Annotated in this window: 18 protein-coding genes; 12 read left to right on the top strand and 6 right to left on the bottom strand. The window is 68.3% G+C overall.

Annotated elements, in window-relative coordinates:
- Positions 1–140 precede the first annotated feature (140 nt).
- Together Q344_RS0114055 and Q344_RS0114050 are read left to right on the top strand one after the other, a co-directional pair.
- Positions 141–1,034, top strand: a complete 894-nt coding sequence (locus Q344_RS0114055) for an MBL fold metallo-hydrolase (protein ID WP_028287300.1) — start codon at positions 141–143, stop codon at positions 1,032–1,034.
- Between the two features lie 12 nt (positions 1,035–1,046).
- Entirely contained in the window at positions 1,047–1,421 is a 375-nt protein-coding gene (locus Q344_RS0114050; protein ID WP_028287299.1) for a rhodanese-like domain-containing protein, read from the top strand.
- An 89-nt stretch (positions 1,422–1,510) separates the two neighbouring features.
- Here the strand turns inward: Q344_RS0114050 and Q344_RS0114045 are convergent, their stop codons facing one another.
- Positions 1,511–2,866 carry an ammonium transporter gene (locus tag Q344_RS0114045; protein WP_188781519.1) on the bottom strand — a complete coding sequence of 452 codons (1,356 nt, stop codon included), beginning with the start codon at positions 2,864–2,866 and terminating at the stop codon, positions 1,511–1,513.
- A 26-nt stretch (positions 2,867–2,892) separates the two neighbouring features.
- Positions 2,893–3,231, bottom strand: coding sequence for a P-II family nitrogen regulator (locus tag Q344_RS0114040; RefSeq protein WP_028287297.1), 339 nt, complete (start codon positions 3,229–3,231; stop codon positions 2,893–2,895).
- A 254-nt stretch (positions 3,232–3,485) separates the two neighbouring features.
- Between Q344_RS0114040 and Q344_RS23980 the strand changes: the two genes are divergently transcribed.
- Complete coding sequence (locus tag Q344_RS23980) at positions 3,486–5,687, top strand: transglycosylase domain-containing protein (protein ID WP_051630626.1); 2,202 nt, start codon at positions 3,486–3,488, stop codon at positions 5,685–5,687.
- Between the two features lie 68 nt (positions 5,688–5,755).
- Here the strand turns inward: Q344_RS23980 and Q344_RS0114030 are convergent, their stop codons facing one another.
- Both Q344_RS0114030 and Q344_RS23975 read right to left on the bottom strand, forming a co-directional pair.
- On the bottom strand, positions 5,756–6,361 hold the full coding sequence (locus tag Q344_RS0114030; protein ID WP_028287296.1) for an MlaC/ttg2D family ABC transporter substrate-binding protein: 606 nt from the start codon (positions 6,359–6,361) through the stop codon (positions 5,756–5,758).
- Complete coding sequence (locus Q344_RS23975; protein WP_229669200.1) at positions 6,351–7,172, bottom strand: MlaA family lipoprotein; 822 nt, start codon at positions 7,170–7,172, stop codon at positions 6,351–6,353. The genes Q344_RS0114030 and Q344_RS23975 overlap by 11 nt, the downstream gene beginning before the upstream one ends.
- A gap of 172 nt (positions 7,173–7,344) precedes the next feature.
- Between Q344_RS23975 and Q344_RS0114020 the strand changes: the two genes are divergently transcribed.
- The 7 genes from Q344_RS0114020 to Q344_RS0113990 all read left to right on the top strand — a co-directional run bounded on the left by Q344_RS0114020 (position 7,345) and on the right by Q344_RS0113990 (position 14,146).
- Positions 7,345–9,084 (top strand): type I secretion system permease/ATPase, encoded by a 1,740-nt coding sequence (locus Q344_RS0114020; protein ID WP_028287295.1) that lies wholly within the window; start codon positions 7,345–7,347, stop codon positions 9,082–9,084.
- Positions 9,081–10,397 (top strand): HlyD family type I secretion periplasmic adaptor subunit, encoded by a 1,317-nt coding sequence (locus tag Q344_RS0114015; RefSeq protein WP_028287294.1) that lies wholly within the window; start codon positions 9,081–9,083, stop codon positions 10,395–10,397. The genes Q344_RS0114020 and Q344_RS0114015 overlap by 4 nt, the downstream gene beginning before the upstream one ends.
- Positions 10,398–10,467: 70 nt before the next feature.
- Positions 10,468–10,929 (top strand): RidA family protein, encoded by a 462-nt coding sequence (locus tag Q344_RS0114010; protein WP_028287293.1) that lies wholly within the window; start codon positions 10,468–10,470, stop codon positions 10,927–10,929.
- A gap of 24 nt (positions 10,930–10,953) precedes the next feature.
- A complete protein-coding gene (locus tag Q344_RS0114005; RefSeq protein ID WP_028287292.1) occupies positions 10,954–11,730 on the top strand; it encodes a glycerophosphodiester phosphodiesterase family protein in 777 nt (258 codons plus the stop codon).
- 48 nt (positions 11,731–11,778) lie between these two features.
- Complete coding sequence (locus tag Q344_RS0114000) at positions 11,779–12,969, top strand: GNAT family N-acetyltransferase (protein WP_028287291.1); 1,191 nt, start codon at positions 11,779–11,781, stop codon at positions 12,967–12,969.
- The gene (locus Q344_RS0113995; RefSeq protein WP_028287290.1) at positions 12,966–13,265 is read left to right on the top strand and encodes a 4a-hydroxytetrahydrobiopterin dehydratase; all 300 of its coding nucleotides are present in this window, start codon (positions 12,966–12,968) and stop codon (positions 13,263–13,265) included. Before Q344_RS0114000 ends, Q344_RS0113995 begins: the two co-directional genes overlap by 4 nt.
- Positions 13,265–14,146, top strand: coding sequence for a mechanosensitive ion channel family protein (locus Q344_RS0113990; protein WP_028287289.1), 882 nt, complete (start codon positions 13,265–13,267; stop codon positions 14,144–14,146). Before Q344_RS0113995 ends, Q344_RS0113990 begins: the two co-directional genes overlap by 1 nt.
- A gap of 194 nt (positions 14,147–14,340) precedes the next feature.
- Here the strand turns inward: Q344_RS0113990 and Q344_RS25160 are convergent, their stop codons facing one another.
- Positions 14,341–15,126, bottom strand: a complete 786-nt coding sequence (locus Q344_RS25160; protein ID WP_156954705.1) for a LytTR family DNA-binding domain-containing protein — start codon at positions 15,124–15,126, stop codon at positions 14,341–14,343.
- Between the two features lie 99 nt (positions 15,127–15,225).
- Here Q344_RS25160 and Q344_RS0113980 point away from each other — a divergent pair, with 99 nt between their 5' ends.
- Positions 15,226–15,474 (top strand): hypothetical protein, encoded by a 249-nt coding sequence (locus tag Q344_RS0113980; protein ID WP_028287288.1) that lies wholly within the window; start codon positions 15,226–15,228, stop codon positions 15,472–15,474.
- Positions 15,468–15,962: a DUF6622 family protein gene (locus Q344_RS0113975; protein WP_028287287.1), complete on the top strand. Its 495-nt coding sequence runs from the start codon at positions 15,468–15,470 to the stop codon at positions 15,960–15,962. Before Q344_RS0113980 ends, Q344_RS0113975 begins: the two co-directional genes overlap by 7 nt.
- A 44-nt stretch (positions 15,963–16,006) precedes the next feature.
- Here Q344_RS0113975 and Q344_RS0113970 read toward each other — a convergent pair whose 3' ends face one another.
- A complete protein-coding gene (locus tag Q344_RS0113970) occupies positions 16,007–16,495 on the bottom strand; it encodes a peroxiredoxin (RefSeq protein ID WP_028287286.1) in 489 nt (162 codons plus the stop codon).
- Positions 16,496–16,535 lie beyond the last annotated feature (40 nt).

Here is a 16,535-nt window from a genome sequence, read left to right as displayed (position 1 = left end):
CTAGACGCGCGCGGGGCGGGCGGCAATCGCCAGGTGACGTGCACCCTGCGTAAAGCGGGTGGCAGATGCCGGAAGGACCGCGGCCCTTGCATCGCATTAACATTCTACTAAGTGAATATAAGCAACGAACGAGGCAGAAGATGTTCCACCGCAAAAGCCCATCGACCGGCCCCGGCTCCCCGACGGTGCATGGTTTCCACGACAAGGCGACCGGCTCGGTCCAGTACGTGGCCGTGGACGAGGCGACCCGGACCTGCGCGCTGATCGACGTCGTGCAGGATTTCGATCCGAAGAACGCGGCCACCGGTTTCGAGAGCGCGGGCGAGATCCTCGCCTTCGTCGAACGCGAGGGGCTCGAGGTTGCCTGGGTGCTCGACACCCATCCCCACGCCGACCACCTCATGGCCTCCGCATGGCTCGCCGGGCGGACCGGTGCGCCGAATGCGATCGGGGCGAAGGTGGCCGATATCGCGGCGCTCTGGCGCGATTACTACAACCTGCCCGAGGCCTTCGACGTGAAGCGCGACTTCACCCGTCTCTTCGCGGATGGCGAGACCTTCAGGCTCGGCGAGATGGACGTGCGGGTGATGCTCTCGCCCGGCCACACGCTGGGCTCGATCACCTACGTGATGGGCGACGCGGCCTTCGTGCACGACACGTTCATGCATGTCGACGTCGGCACCTCGCGCGCCGATTTCCCCGGCGGGACGGCGGCCGACCTGTGGGACTCGCTGCAGGCGATCCTGGCGCTGCCGGACGAGACGCGGCTCTTCATCGGCCATGATTATCCGCCCGTGGACGACCGTGAGGACCCCGCCTGGGAGGCGACGGTCGCCGCGCACCGGGCCGGCAACCCGCATCTCGCCGGCAAGAGCCGGGAGGAATACATCGCGCTCAGGCAGGAGCGGGACGCGACGCTGCCCCTGCCCGAACGCATGCTGCACGCCCTGCAGGTGAACCTGCGCGGCGGGCGCCTGCCGGAACCCGAGGCCGACGGGCACAGCTATTTCAAGATCCCCGCCAACCGCTTCTGAAGGAGAGACAGGATGAAGACCGAAAAGATCGACGGCGCCACGCTGGACACCTGGACACCGGAAGAGGTGAAGGCCGCGCTTGACGCCCGAGAGATCGTGCTGATCGACGTGCGGACGCCGCAGGAATACATGTTCGAGCATATCGAGGGGGCGCTGCTCTTCCCGATGGCCTTCTTCGACGCCAGGGCCCTGCCGGGGCAGGAGGGGAAGCGGATCGTGCTGCATTGCGGTTCGGGCGTGCGCTCGGAGAAGATGGCGAAGGTGGCGCTCGAGGCCGGGGCCGACCGGATCGCCCACATGGAGGGCGGCTTCGGCGGCTGGAAGCAGGCGAAGCTGCCCTACGTGGGGACGGAAATGTCCACCGGGGCGCCGAAGCGCATGGGGTGAGCCGCCCTGGCGGCCGCCCCCCTGCACCCCGACGAAAAAGCCCGGGCGCGAACGCCCGGGCCAGGTCTCAGGACTGACAGGAAGGAATATCAGCCCTTCGCAAACTCGGGGTAGGCCTCCATGCCCAGCTCGGCCATGTCGAGCCCGGTCATCTCGTCCTCGGCACTGACGCGCAGGCCCATGATGGCCTTGAGGATGAACCACACCACGGCCGAGACGACGACCACGAAGATGCCGACCACGACGATCGAGTAGAGCTGCGTCCCCAGCGATGCGTCCGCATTGGTGAAGACGACCGCGATGGTGCCCCAGATGCCGCAGACGAGGTGCACCGGGATGGCGCCGACGACGTCGTCGATCTTCAGCTTGTCGAGCATCGGGACCGCGAGGACCACGAGGATGCCGCCGATGGCGCCGATGATCGTGGCAGAGCCCAGACCCGGGGTCAGCGGCTCGGCGGTGATCGAGACGAGGCCCGCCAGCGCGCCGTTCAGCACCATGGTGAGGTCCGGCTTCTTGTAGAGGATCTGCGTCAGGATCAGCGCCGCGATGGCACCGCCGGCAGCGGCCGTGTTGGTGTTCGCGAAGATGCGGCTGATGTCGGCCACGTTGCCCGCGGTATCCATGTAGAGCTGCGAGCCGCCGTTGAAGCCGAACCAGCCGAGCCACAGGATGAACGTGCCGAGCGTGGCGAGGGTCAGGTTCGAGCCCGGGAAGGGCACGACGCGACCGTCGACGTAGCGGCCCAGTCGCGGCCCGAGGATGATGGCGCCGGTCAGAGCGGCCCAGCCACCCACCGAGTGCACCACGGTCGAGCCCGCGAAGTCGAGGAAGCCGGCCTGGTCAAGGAAGCCGCCGCCCCATTTCCAGGACGCCTGGATCGGGTAGATGAAGCCGGTCAGGATGATGATGAAGACCAGGAACGGCCACAGCTTGATCCGCTCGGCCAGCGTGCCCGAGACGATCGAGGCGGTGGTCGCGCAGAACATCAGCTGGAAGAAGAAGTCCGAGCCGACCGAGGCATAGGTCAGGTCAGTTTCGGTCTCGGCGAGGCCCACGGGCTCGAGCGAGGCGAACGAGAAGGCGCCCAGCATGCCGTCCATGGTCCAGCCGTCACCCGGATACATCAGGTTGTAGCCGACGAGATAGTACATCACCGCCGCGAAGGCGAAGAGCGACACGTTCTTCATCAGCTGCATGGTCACGTTCTTCTGCCGCACGAGGCCCGCCTCGAGCATCGAGAAGCCCGCCGCCATGAACATCACGAGGAAGCCCGTGACGAGGAACATGAAGGTGGTGAAGATATAGCCGATATCCGCCATGGGCGGGGTGGTCTCGGCTTCGGCCTCGGCGGCCGCGGCCGCGGCCTCCTGCGCCATGCCCAGGCTCGGCGCCGCGAGAAGCGCGGCGGCCAGGCCCAGTTTCATCCACGTTTTGGTCTGCATTTTCTCTCTTTCCCCTCTCCGTGCGATCACAGTGCGTCTTCGTTCGTCTCGCCGGTCCGGACGCGGACCGCCTGCGAGATGTCGAGGACGAAGATCTTGCCGTCGCCGATCTTGCCGGTCTTGGCGGTGTTGGTGATGGTCTCGACCACCTGGTCGGCCATTGCGGCGCTGACCGCGATCTCGAGCTTGATCTTGGGCACGAAGTTCACGGCGTATTCGGCGCCGCGATAGATCTCCGTATGCCCGGACTGAGAGCCGAAGCCCTTGATTTCTGTCACCATCATGCCGCGCACGCCGATCTCGGTCAGCGCTTCGCGGACCTCCTCCAGCTTGAACGGTTTGATCGTTGCAATGATGAGTTTCACTGTGATCCCCTTCCTGGTCGCGGGCGCACCCCGCCGTTCGCAGAGGCAGATAAGCCGCCGGGGAGGTGGAGTCGGAAGGTTGACGGGCCCAAACCGCAGGCAATTCGCGGTTCTTTGCCCATATTTTGGGCGATACGGATAATCTGCACAAAAAATGGTCGAATGAAAAACCCGTGACACCGGCCTTGGGCCTCTACAACCCGGACGGGCGGCTGTAGTATGCCCGGCAAAGACAAAGGCTCCGGGCAGGCAGCATGAGTGGAACGAAGAAACGCAAACCTCTGGTTGCGGAACGACGGCACACGTCGAAATCAGGCAGGACCACCGGGCAGAGCGGGCGCACGCGCAGCGGCGGCCCGGGTTCCGGCGGCGGGCGCAAGCCGCCGCGGAAGCCGCAGGCGCGCCGCACCCCGCGGCGCAAGCGCAACCCGCTGGTCGCGGCCATCACCGGGCTCTTCTACTGGATCTGGCGGATCGTCTGGGGCGTGTTCTGGCGGCTCGGGGCGATTGCCGCGATCCTCATCATCGGCATCTCGGCCTATGTCTCGCTGACCCTGCCGCCGGTCGACGACATCCTCGACGGCCGCGCCCGCGGTTCGGTCACGATGATGGACCGCGACGGATCGGTCTACGCCTGGCGCGGCGACCAGTTCGGCGGCGTGGTCACGGCCGAGTCCGTCTCGCCCAACCTCAAGAACGCGATCATCGCGACCGAGGACAAGCGCTTCTACCGCCATTTCGGCGTCTCGCCGCGGGGCATCGCCTCGGCCATCCGGATCAACATGCGCGAGGGCCGCGGCCCGCTCGAGGGGCACGGCGGCTCGACCCTGACGCAGCAGACGGCCAAGCTGCTCTGCCTCGGCGTGCCCTATGACCCGACGGTCTGGAAGAACGAGACGGAATACGAGGCCGACTGCCGCCGCACCACGCTGTGGCGCAAGGCGAAGGAGGCCGTCTATTCCGTCGCGATGGAGATGAAGTACTCCAAGGACGAGATCCTGACGATCTACATGAACCGCGCCTACCTCGGCGAGGGGACGCGCGGCTTCGAGGCGGCCAGCCAGCTCTATTTCGGCAAGTCCGCGGCCGAGGTCAGCCCGGCCGAGGGCGCCATGCTCGCCGGCCTGCTGGTCGCGCCGACCCGCTACGCGCCGACGAACAACCTGCAACGCTCGCAGGACCGCGCCGCCACCATCGTCACCCTGATGGAAGAGCAGGGCTACCTGACGAGCGCCGAGGCGAAGGACGCGCTCGCCCATCCCGCGTCGCTGAGCCAGGCGGCGCAGCAGAAGGCGGGCGGCTACTTCGCCGACTGGGTGATGGCCTCGGGGCCGGAGTTCCTGACCCGCAAGACGACCGAGGACGTCATCATCCGCACCACGCTGGACCAGCGGATCCAGAGGGCGGCCGAGGACGCGATGAAGACGGTCTTCGAGGAGAAGCTCAAGGACGGCTCCAAGGTGCAGGCCGCCATCGTGGTGATGAGCGCCGACGGCGCCGTGCGCGGCATGGTCGGCGGGCGGCAGACCAAGGTCTCGGGCGCCTTCAACCGCGCCACCCAGGCGATGCGCCAGACCGGGTCGAGCTTCAAGCCCTTCGTCTATGCCGCCGCGCTCGACCTCGGCAATTCGCCCCTCGCGACGGTCGAGGACACGCCGCTGACGATCAACATCCCGGGCTCGGGCCCGTGGAGCCCGGACAATTACGATCACAAGTTCCGTGGCACGGTGACGCTTGCCGACGCGCTGAAGGATTCGCTGAACATCCCGGCGGTGAAGGTCGCGCAGGCCGTGGGGCTCGACAACGTGCGCCGGATCGCCAGCGACTTCGGGATCGAGAGCGATCTGGCCCAGGGGCCCGCGCTGGCGCTCGGCGCCTCGGAAAGCACGCTGATCGAGATGGTCGGCGCCTATGCCGGCATCCTGAACGGCGGCTCATCGGTGACGCCCTACGGGCTGACCTCGCTGACGCTGCAGGGCGAGACGGAACCGCTGATGGAGATCGAGACGGGCATCGGCGAGCGGGTGATCCGCGAGCCCGCCGCGCGGGAGCTGACGTGGATGATGCGCCGCGTCGTGACCGGCGGCACCGGCGGCCGCGCCGCGATCGAGGGTCTGGAGGTGGCGGGCAAGACCGGCACCACGCAGGCCGCGCGCGACGCGTGGTTCGTGGGCTTCTCGGCGGATTACGTCGCCGGCGTCTGGATGGGCTACGACGACAACACGCCGCTCACCGGCGTCACCGGCGCGGGCCTTCCGGCCGAGATCTGGCGCGAGGTCATGGTCCGCGTGCACGAGGGGCTCGAACCGCACCCGCTGCCGATGCTGGCGCCCGCCGCGCCGGAGCCGGTCCAGCAGCAGCCGCAGCCCTCCTATCCCGGCGCGGCCCCGGCGCCTGCGCCCCGGCAGGAGAACCCGGTCGAGCGGCTCCTGAAGGACATCCTCGGGCTGAACTGAGGGAGGGCCGGGCGGACGCCCGGCCTGCATGCCATTCGGAACTGTCGTGAAAGTGCCCGGCGCCGGGCTCAGCCCGCGCGCTGGAGCGCGGCGGTCAGCCGTCCGATGTCGCCGCCGTTCTGGTCGAGCAGCGCGCCGATCTCGGTCCGTTCGGTCAGCCGCATGGAGACGCCTTCGATCAGCATGTCGAAGAAGAGCGGCCGGCCCGACTTGTCCGACACGAGGAAGCGCACCTCGAAGGGCGCCTCGTTGCGCAGGATCACGGTGCCCGAGACCTCGTGCCACGTCTTGACCGGCCGGACCGCGTTCACCGCGACCCGCCCGCCGACGAATTCGCGGAAGCGCTTGCCGTATTTCCGGCCGATATAGCCGCGGAACGCCTGGGTGTAGGCCGCGATCTCGGCCGTGCTGAACCGGCGCGCATCCGCCCCGAGGCAGGAGCGCGCGATGATCGGCACGTCGGCGTAGCGATCGAAGATCCGGGTGAAATCCTGGATCATCGCAGCTTCCGACCGGCCCGAGGCGATCACCGCGTTGATGTCGGCGACCAGCTTCTCGACCAGCCCGCGCGCGGCGGCATCGGTCAGCGCGAGCGCCCGGCCCGGCAGAACGGCGGCGAGCGCCAGCGCCCCCAGCCCGAAGCCGAAGGCGCGGCGGGTGATCTCATTCCGCATAGGGGTCGAGGTAGGGATCGGTGTAGGGGTCCGCATCGGTGGCGTTCGCTCCTGTGGTATCGGCATAGGGATCGAGGGCCGCGCCCGTGCCGCTCAGCTCGTAGCGGCGGTTCTGGAGATAGGTGTTCCGGGTCTGGGCGTAGCTGTCGGCGCTGTCGTAGAGCAGGCTGTCCACGGTCCCGGCGTAGCGGCCCCGCTTGCCGAGCCGGTCGAGCACGCCCGCCCCGGTCACGACATAGCGTTCGGGCGTCGGCACGGCGTAGGCCAGCGGGTTGAGGAACCCGTCCGCGATGCGCCCGGCCAGGTCACGCTCGGTGCTCGGCCCGATGATCGGCACCGACAGATAGGCCCCCTCCGGCACGCGCCAGAAGTGCAGCGTGCCGCCGAAGTCGCTTTTCCGTGCCGGCAGGCCGAGCTGCGCCGCCGGGTCGAACAGCCCGCCCAGCCCGAAGGTCGTGTTGACGAGGAAGCGGTAGGCGTTCACCAGCGCGTCCTCGCCCTGCATCTGGAGCATGTCGTTCACGACATAGGCGGGCGTGGCGAAGTTGGTGCGGAAGTTGCTGATGCTGTCCTGCACGCCGCGGGGCACCGTCTGGGCATAGCCCACGGAGGCGGGCCGCAGCACGGCGCGGTCGGTGCGCTTGAGCCCCTCGTGCAGCCGGCGGTTCAGCGGCTCGTAGGGATCGTTGATCTCGCCCGGGGCCGGGTCGACCGAACCGGAGCACGCCGCCAGGACGAGCGGCAGCGCCGCCACGGCCAGCTTTGCGCGATGACGGGTGAAGAGAATTCGCAGGAAGCCGGGGCGTGACAATTAATTGGACCTTTCAGGTTCATCCGCTAATGCTGGCATCGCCCGGATTGATGCGGGCGTAAAGACGGGAGCGTGCGCCAAGTGGACGCGGCCGGCGCGTCCGTCGACCGAAGTCATACTTATTAATCTTGTCGCCTGCGGTGACAATTCAAGAGATTGAGAAAGCGGGACCATGGCGTCGCCCAGAAACAACACCGAAGCGGGACAGGCCGAACTGCGCGCCGTGCGCCGCGAAAGCCGCCCGCTGTTCTGGGCCGCCGCGCTGTTCAGCATGTTCGCCAATCTGCTGATGCTGACCGGCCCGCTCTACATGCTGCAGGTCTATGACCGCGTGCTCAGCTCCCGTTCGGTCGCGACCCTGGTCGCGCTCAGCACGATCGTCGCCTTCCTGTTCCTCGTCATGGGGATCCTCGATTATGCGCGGGCCCGCATCCTCGCGCGGATCGGCGCCAATTTCCAGGCGCGGCTCGACCGGCGGGTCTTCGACGCCGTGGTGCGCCGGTCGGCGACCCAGCCCGACGAACTGGCGGCGACCGGGCTGCGGGATCTCGAATCGATCCAGCGGCTGCTCGGCTCCTCGGTGCTGATCGCGCTCTTCGATCTGCCGTGGACGCCGATCTTCCTTGCCGGGATCTCGCTCTTCCACCCCTGGCTCGGCATCCTCGCCATGTCCGGTGGCGGGCTTCTGGTCATCATCACCCTGCTCAACCAGCTCAGCTCCAAGCGCCCGCAGCTCGAGGCATCGCGCGCCAACGTCCGGTCCGAGCTGATGTCGGAGCAGCTCAGGACCGAGGCCGAGATGCTGCAGGCCATGGGCATGCGCGAGGCGGCCTTCACCCGCTGGCAATCCGCCCGGCAGCTGTCGCTCAGATCGCAGCTCAGGAGCGCGGACCTGACCGGCACCTTCTCGTCGATCACCAAGACGTTCCGGCTGTTCCTGCAATCGGCCATGCTGGGCCTCGGCGCCTTCCTCGTCCTGCGCGGAGAGCTTTCGGCCGGCGCGATGATCGCGGGCTCGATCCTGCTGGGCCGGGCGCTGGCACCGATCGAGCTGGCGATCGGCCAGTGGCCGCTGGTGCAGCGCGCCTCCACCGGCTGGAAGAGCCTCGCCCGGCTGCTGTCCGAAGTGCCGCCCGAGACCGCCCGCACCGCGCTGCCACGGCCGCGCGCCCGGCTCGACGTCCTTCAGGCGACGGTGATCCCGCCCGGCGATTCCACCGCCGCGCTGCGGCTGATCTCGTTCACGGTCGAGCCCGGGCAGGCGGTCGGGGTCATCGGCTCCTCGGGTGCGGGCAAGTCCACGCTGGCGCGGGCGCTGACCGGCGCTTGGCGCGTGGCCGGCGGCAAGATCCGCCTCGACGGGGCGGCGCTCGACCAGTACGACCCGACCGAGCTGGGGCGCTACATCGGCTACCTGCCGCAGCGCGTGCAGCTCTTCGACGGCACCATCGCCGAGAACATCGCCCGGCTGCGCCCCGACCGGGACGACGCCAAGATCATCGCCGCCGCCCGGCTGGCGGATGCGCACGACATGATCGTGAAACTGCCCGAAGGCTATGACACGCGGGTCACGGCCAACGGCGGGCGGCTGTCGGGCGGGCAGATCCAGCGCATCGGGCTGGCGCGGGCGATGTACGACGATCCGGTGATCCTCGTCCTGGACGAGCCGAACTCGAACCTCGACAACGAGGGCAGCAAGGCGCTGAACGCGGCGATCCGCGCCCTGAAGGAGCGCGGCAGCTCGGTCCTCGTCATGGCGCACCGTCCCGCGGCGATCCAGGAATGCGACATCCTGCTGATGCTCGACGGCGGCACCCGCGTCGCCTTCGGCCCGAAGGAGGAGGTGCTGCGCAAGATGGTCACCAACCACCAGCAGATCCAGCAGGCCACCGGCCCCGGAGGCGTGAGATGAGCGGCGGCGACCAGACCCCGGCGCGGTATTCCGCGGCCTCTCCGCTGACGATCGGCCTGCTCGCCCTTCTGGTCCTCGTCGGCGGCTTCGGCACCTGGGCGGCGACCTCGGAACTGGCGGGCGCGGTCATCGCGCCCGGGCGCGTGGAGGTCGAACGCAACCGGCAGGTCATCCAGCACCCGGACGGCGGCGTGGTGCAGGACATCGAGGTGAGCGAGGGCGATTTCGTCGAGGCGGGCGAGGTGCTGCTGCGGCTGGAATCGAACGAGCTCCTCTCCCAGCTCGCCATCGTCGAGGGCCAGCTGTTCGAGATCATGGCCCGCCGTGGCCGGCTCGAGGCCGAGCGGGACGGCGCCGACGAGATCACCTTCGACCCGGTGCTGGTCGAGGCCGCGGCCGGCAACGCGGACGCGAGATCGCTGATGGACGGGCAGCGCAACCTGTTCGAGGCGCGCAATTTCTCGATGGAGCGCGAGGCCGAGCAGCTGAGGAAGCAGCGCGACCAGATCGGCAACCAGATCGACGGGATGGACGCGCAGACCGCCGCGCTCGCCATCCAGCTCGAGCTGATCGAGGAAGAGCTCACCTCGCAGCAATCCCTGCTCGACCGGGGTCTGGCGCAGGCGGCGCGGGTGCTGGCGCTCCAGCGCGAGAAGGCGAAGCTCGAGGGGTCGGTGGGCGAACTGGCCTCGCGCCGGGCGCAGGGCGAGGGGCGGATCGCCGAGATCGACCTCGAGGTGCTGAAGCTCGACTCCACCCGCCGGGAACAGGCGATCACCACGCTGCGCGACCTCCAGTACCGCGAGCTCGAACTGGCGGAACAGCGGCGCGCGCTGCTGGCGCAGATCGACCGGCTCGAGATCCGGGCCCCGGTCTCGGGCGTGGTCTACGGGCTGCAGGTCTTCGCGCCGCAATCGGTGCTCAGGCCCGCGGACCCGGTGATGTTCCTGATCCCGCAGGACCGGCCGCTCGTCATCATGGCGAACGTGGAGCCGACCTCGATCGACCAGGTCCATGTGGACCAGCATGTCGTGCTGCGGTTCTCGGCCTTCAACCAGCGCGAGACGCCCGAGTTCTTCGGCAAGGTGAAGCAGGTCTCGGCCGATGCCTTCACGGAGGATTCGAACCGGTCCAGCTATTACCGGGTCGAGATCGCACTGAACGACGGCGAGATCGACAAGCTGGGCGACAACCAGCGCCTTGTCCCGGGCATGCCGGTCGAGGCCTTCATCGCGACGGCCGAGCAGACGCCGCTCGATTACCTCATTAAGCCCTTCACCGATTATTTCCGCCGCGCCTTCCGCGAGAGCTGAGAGTTTTCCGGTTGCATTCCGCCCCGGCGCGTCTAGCGTCCGGGGCGAAATCCAGACACCGGAGGCCCCCATGTCCAACATCGAATCCCGCCTTGCCGAAATGGGCATCACCCTGCCCGAAGCGACCGCCCCGGCGGCGAATTACATCCCCTTCGTGCAGGTCGGCGACACGCTCTACGTCTCGGGCCAGATCTCGATGAAGGACGGCGAGATGATCAAGGGCAAGGTCGGCGACGCGCTGACCGTGGACGAGGGTGCGGCCGCGGCGAAGACCTGCGCCATCTCGCTGCTCGCACAGGTCAAGGCGGCCTGCGGCGGCGACCTGTCCCGGCTGAAGCGCGTGGTCAAGCTGACCGGCTTCGTCAACTCCACCCCCGACTTCGGCGACCAGCCCAAGGTCGTGAACGGCGCGTCGGACTTCCTGGTCGAGGTTCTGGGCGACGCCGGGCGCCATTCCCGTTCGGCCGTGTCCGCCGGATCGCTGCCCTTCGGCGTGGCGGTCGAGATCGAAGGCATCTTCCAGATCGCCTGACGACAGACGCCGGAGGACGCGCCGATGACCCGCACCCCGCCCCTGCCCGCGGCCTTCCTTGAGGCGCCGATCGCGCACCGGGCCCTGCATGACGTCACGCAGGGCCGCCCCGAGAACTCGCGCGAGGCGATCGAGGCCGCGGTGGCGGCGGGCTACGGGATCGAGATCGACCTCCAGCTCTCCGCCGACCGGCAGGCGATGGTGTTCCACGATTACGACCTCGACCGCCTGACCGGGGAAACCGGCCCGCTGCGCGCCCGCAGCGCCGCGGCGCTCGGGCAGATCAGGCTGAAGGGCGGCGCCACCGGCATCCCCACCTTCGCCGAGGTGCTCGAGCTTGTGGCGGGCCGCGTGCCGCTGCTGGTCGAGATCAAGGACCAGGACGGCCAGCTGGGCGCCGCGGTCGGCATCCTCGAAGAGGCGGCGGCCGAGGCCGTCCGCGGCTACGACGGCCCGCTCGCCTTCATGTCGTTCAACCCGAACTCGGTCCGCGTGCTCTCGGGGCTCGCACCCGACGTGCCGCGCGGTATCGTCACCTGTTCCTACCGGCCCGACGACTGGAAGCCGATCCCGGCGGGCACGCTCGACCGCCTGCGCGAGATCCCGGACATCGCGGCCTCGCGCGCCAGCTTCATCAGCCACGAGGCGCGCGACCTCGACCGGCCCCGCGTCGCCGCGCTGCTGGACCAGGGGCTGCCGGTGCTCTGCTGGACCATCCGCTCGCCCGATCAGGAGACCCTGGCCCGCCAGGTCGCGCAGAACATCACCTTCGAGGGTTACCCTGCCGCCCTTCCGGCCTGATCCGCCTTGAACGACAGGCCGCCCGCGCCAGATTGAGGGCCGATGCCAATGGACACGGACAGTCTGATCGAGATCGCCGTCCTCCCCGGCCTGGACGAGATCCCGGCCGAGGAGTGGGATGCCTGCGCCTGTCCCGAAGCTGCGGACGGCGGGCGCCCGGTCGATCCCTTCACCACGCACCGGTTCCTGAAGGCGCTGGAAGACAGCCGCTCGGTCGGTCGCGGCACCGGATGGGAGCCGCGCCACCTCGCCGCCCGGCAGAACGGTGAGCTGATCGCCGTCGCCCCGCTCTACGCGAAGTCGAACAGCCAGGGCGAATACATCTTCGATTTCTCCTGGGCCCACGCCTATGAGAACGCGGGCGGACAGTATTACCCCAAGCTGCAGATCGCCGTCCCCTTCACCCCCGCCACGGGCCGCCGTTTCCTCACCAGACCCGGGCACGAGGCCGCGGGCATGTCCGCGCTGGTGCAGGGCGCCGTGAAGCTGGCGGCCGACAACGGGCTCTCCTCGCTGCACGTCACCTTCTGCACCGAGGCAGAGGCCATCGCGGGCGACGAGATCGGCCTGATGCGCCGGACCACCCAGCAATACCACTGGGAAAACCGCGATTACCCGGATTTCGACGCCTTCCTCGCCGACCTGTCGTCGCGCAAGCGCAAGACGATCCGCAAGGAGCGCCAGCGCGCCAACGCCTTCGGCGGCGAGATCCGCCTGCTCACCGGGGACGAGATCGAACCGCAGCACTGGGACAGCTTCTGGCGCTTCTACCAGGACACCGGCGCGCGGAAATGGGGCTCTCCCTACCTCACCCGGGCGTTCTTCGAGATCGCGCACGAGGTGCTGCGCGACGACATCCTCCTGGTGATGTGCGAACGCGAGGGCCGCGACGTGGCCGGCGCGCTGAACATGATCGGGCGCGACGTGCTCTTCGGCCGCTACTGGGGCTGCATCGAGCATCACGACTTCCTGCATTTCGAGACGTGCTATTATCGCGCCATCGACTACGCGATCGAGAACGGCCTGGCCCGGGTCGAGGCGGGGGCGCAGGGCGAACACAAGCTGGCGCGCGGCTACCTTCCGTCGGAATGCCATTCGCTGCACTGGATCGGCGACCGCGGATTCGCCCGCGCCGTCGAGCAGTTCCTGACCCAGGAACGGCGCGCGGTGGAAGAGGACATCGAGGTCCTCACCGCCTACGGCCCGTTCCGCAAGGAACAGAGGGAGGAGCAGGATTGACCGAGAAACTGTCGGACACCGCCCGCAAGTCGCTGATCGACCCGCTGGTCGCGAACGGCTGGACCGTCGATGCCGAGGCGGATCGCATCGCCAAGACCTATGAATTCGCGGATTTCACCGAGGCTTTCGCCTTCATGACCCGCGCCGCGCTCTGGGCCGAGAAGTGGAACCACCACCCGGACTGGTCCAACAGCTACAATCGTGTGACAATTTCGCTGACCACGCATGACGTGGGCGGCCTCTCGTCGCTGGACGCGAAACTCGCCCGCAAGATGGACCAGATACGGGAAGACTGATGGAAGACCTGCTGAAGACCGACCTCTACAACGGCAATACCCTGGGGGATCTGCTGACCCTCGATTTCCTGGCCGGGCTCGTCGGCAACGTGCTGACCGCCGTGCTGATCCTGATCGTCGGGCTCTTCATCGCGGGCTGGGCCAACCGGCGGATCACCGGCCTTGCCACGAAGCACGCCAAGCTCGACGACACGCTGTTCAACTTCCTCGGCTCCATCGTCAAATACGCGATCATCGGCTTCACGGCGCTCTTCATCCTGAACACCTTCGGGATCCGCACGACCAGCCTCGTCGCCGTCATCGGTGCGGCCGGCCTCGCCATCGGCCTCGCGCTGCAGGGCACGCTGTCGAACATCGCGGCGGGGGTGATGATCATCTTCTTCCGCCCGATCAAGATCGGCGATTTCGTCGAGATCGCGGGCCAGATGGGCACGGTGAAGGACATCACGCTGAACTTCACCGAACTCGCGAACCTGTCGAACGTGCAGATCATCATCCCCAATTCCGAGGTCTGGGGGAACACGATCGTCAATTACTCGATCTACCCGACCCGGCGCGCGGAATGGACCTTCGGCGTCACCTACGACGCCGACCTGAAGAAGGCCGAGCGGATCATCATCGACACGATCATGGCCGACGAACGCTCCCACAAGGAGCCCGAGCCCTTCATCCAGGTGACGAACCTCGGCGATTTCTCGGTCGATTTCCTCGTCCGCGTCTGGTGCGATTCCGCGGTCTATTTCGCCTACAAGGCCGACATGACCCGCAAGGTGAAGGAGGCGCTCGACGCCGGCGGGGTCGACATCCCCTTCCCGACCCAGACGCTCCAGCTCGAACGCGACACGCCCGATCCCGAGCCGCAGCGCGCCACCGCGAGCTGATCCCGAGCGGCGAAAGGCGCCCCCGCCGGACGCATGTGCCGCCGACACCTCCGACGCGGATGTGTGTCTCGATGACGGGCCAGCCTTGAGCGCCGGGGACCGGCCGGCCCTGGCGCATCGTCAGGGCAAGGTCGCCACAGGGTGTCCGAGCTCGGAGGTCCCGGAGGCGGCGTGAGCACGCCCCTCGGCCCGCCCTACGGCTCCACCACCGGCACCGGGCGCACCGGCTGCATCCGCCGCACCTGCGGCGCGAAGGAGCGCGAGACGGGCAAGGTGCGGCCATCGGCGAGATGCGCCATGAGCTTCCCGTTCTCGCGGCTGGTCCCGGTGAAGGCATGGCCGGATATCCAGTGCGACCGGTGGATCTGGTGGCCGGGATAGTCGCCCAGCTCCTCGATCGCATCCGACAGGCGCATGTGGATCAGCTCCCGCCCCCTGGCGGTGGTGACCTCGACATAATGATCCTGCGCCGTGAGCGAGATCAGCGCCGTGCCCAGCTTCGGCGGCAGGCGATCGAGGAAGGCGTTGCGCGCGGGCAGCGGCGCGGGCGGCTCCAGCCGCGCGCGGAGGCGGGAGAACAGGATCGCGGTCACCAGCACGAAGATCGTGCCGACGTTCACCAGCATGACCCAGATCGGCGCGTCGCCGCTTTCGGGCCGGAACAGGCGGTCGGTCTGGATGGCGATGAAGACGATCGGCGGGAAGGCCAGCGCGAAGGCCGTCAGCGGGGGCAGGACCGGCGCGCGTCCTTCGAAGACGCGCAGACCCCGCATCAGCAGGGCCAGTCCGACGACCAGCATCCATCCCGGCCCGATACTGAGCGCCCAGTAGGCCGCGCGGGTCGCGGCAGGCAGCTCGGAGGTCGAAAAGGGACCCAGCACAGTCAGCACCGCGACGGTCAGCGCACAGCCCGCCAGCTGCTCCGGCAGATGCAGCACCGGGCGTTGGCGCGGTTTCCCAAGTCGGTCGATGTCACTCACGAAGCCTGGCCTGTCGTTCACGCAAATCGCGTTGTTCGGAAGGGTCTTGCCGCGTCACCTCCTAGCCCAGTTGGACACGAGCCGAAAGGAGAACGCGAGATGACAACGACCATTGAAACGCTTCAGGACCGCATCGACCGCCTGGCACAGGCGGTCATGGGCAGGGACGCCGGGCCGAAGGCGCTGCGCAAGTTCCGCCTCTTCCTCGGGGTGGTGGGGATCATCGCCGCCAATGTCTGGCTCGGCGCGGTGATCGGCCACGGCATCGCCGCCATACTGGGCGCCGGCTTCTTCTTCGTCGTGGGCCTCGGCGGGCGCGACACGGGGACGGAGGACCGCTCATGCTGAGGGGGATCGCGACCGGCGCACCGCTCTGGGTCTGGCCGCTTCTGGCCGTGCTCGTGCTCCTCGGCCTGCGGTCGACACGCAGCAGGGTGAGCCCGGTCCTGCCGTTCTACCTGATACCGCTCCTCGCGATCCTGGCGGTGAGAGCCGTGGCAGCGCTGCACGCCACGCCCGAACTCTGGGGCCTCTTCGCGGCGAGCTACGCCACGGGCGCCGTCCTGGGGTGGCGGGTACAGCCGCGCTGGATCATGGGGCGGGATGACAGGCGCGTGGCGCTCCGGGGCGAGGCGCTGACCCTGGTGACGATCCTGACCGTCTTCCTCGCGAACTTCGCCCTCGGCACGATGCAGGCCGTGGCCCCCCAGGTCGCCGCCGGAACGGGGTTCCGGGCCGGGTTCGTGCTGATCGTCGGGCTGGTCGCCGGCCTCTTCCTCGGACGGACGCTGGCCATCTTGCGCGCCCCCCGAGCGGGGCTTCCCGTCCAGCCGTGAGCGGCGTGTCCGGAGCGCGCCGGGGGGCGCGCTCCGGCAACGGGTCACATCGTGTCGAGCAGGGTCTCCGCCGCCGAGATCGTGCAGGTGCCCGGCGTCTCCTCGATGTTGAGCTCGGTCACGACGCCGTCCTCGACCAGCATCGTGTAGCGCTTGGAGCGGTCGACGAAGCCCACGGGCGGGGCCGAGAATTCCATCCCGATCGCCTTGGTGAACTCGGCCATCCCGTCGGCGATCATGGTGATCCCTCCGGCCGAGGCGCCCATTTCCTTGTCCCAGGCCTTCATCGCGAAATAGTCGTTGACCGAGACGCAGATCACCTCGTCCACGCCCCTGGCCGAGAGCGCCTCCCGGTTCTTCAGGAAGCTCGGCACATGCGCCGTCGTGCAGGTCCCGCTGAAGGCCGCCGGCAGCCCGAAGATCACGACCTTCCGGCCCTTCACCTTGTCGGCCATCTGCACCTGCGCCGGGCTGTCGCCCGCGGTCTCGATCACCGTCGCATCGGGCAGCGTATCGCCCTTGGAAATCGTCATGTCCTCACCTTCTGTCATGTCGCGCGGCTTATGGCACCCG

The organism is Pseudooceanicola nanhaiensis DSM 18065 (genome assembly GCF_000688295.1).
GTDB classification, from domain to species: Bacteria; Pseudomonadota; Alphaproteobacteria; order Rhodobacterales; family Rhodobacteraceae; genus Pseudooceanicola; species Pseudooceanicola nanhaiensis.
The sequence above is the reverse complement of the archived record's forward strand: the minus strand, read 5'-3'. Positions and strand labels throughout refer to the sequence as shown.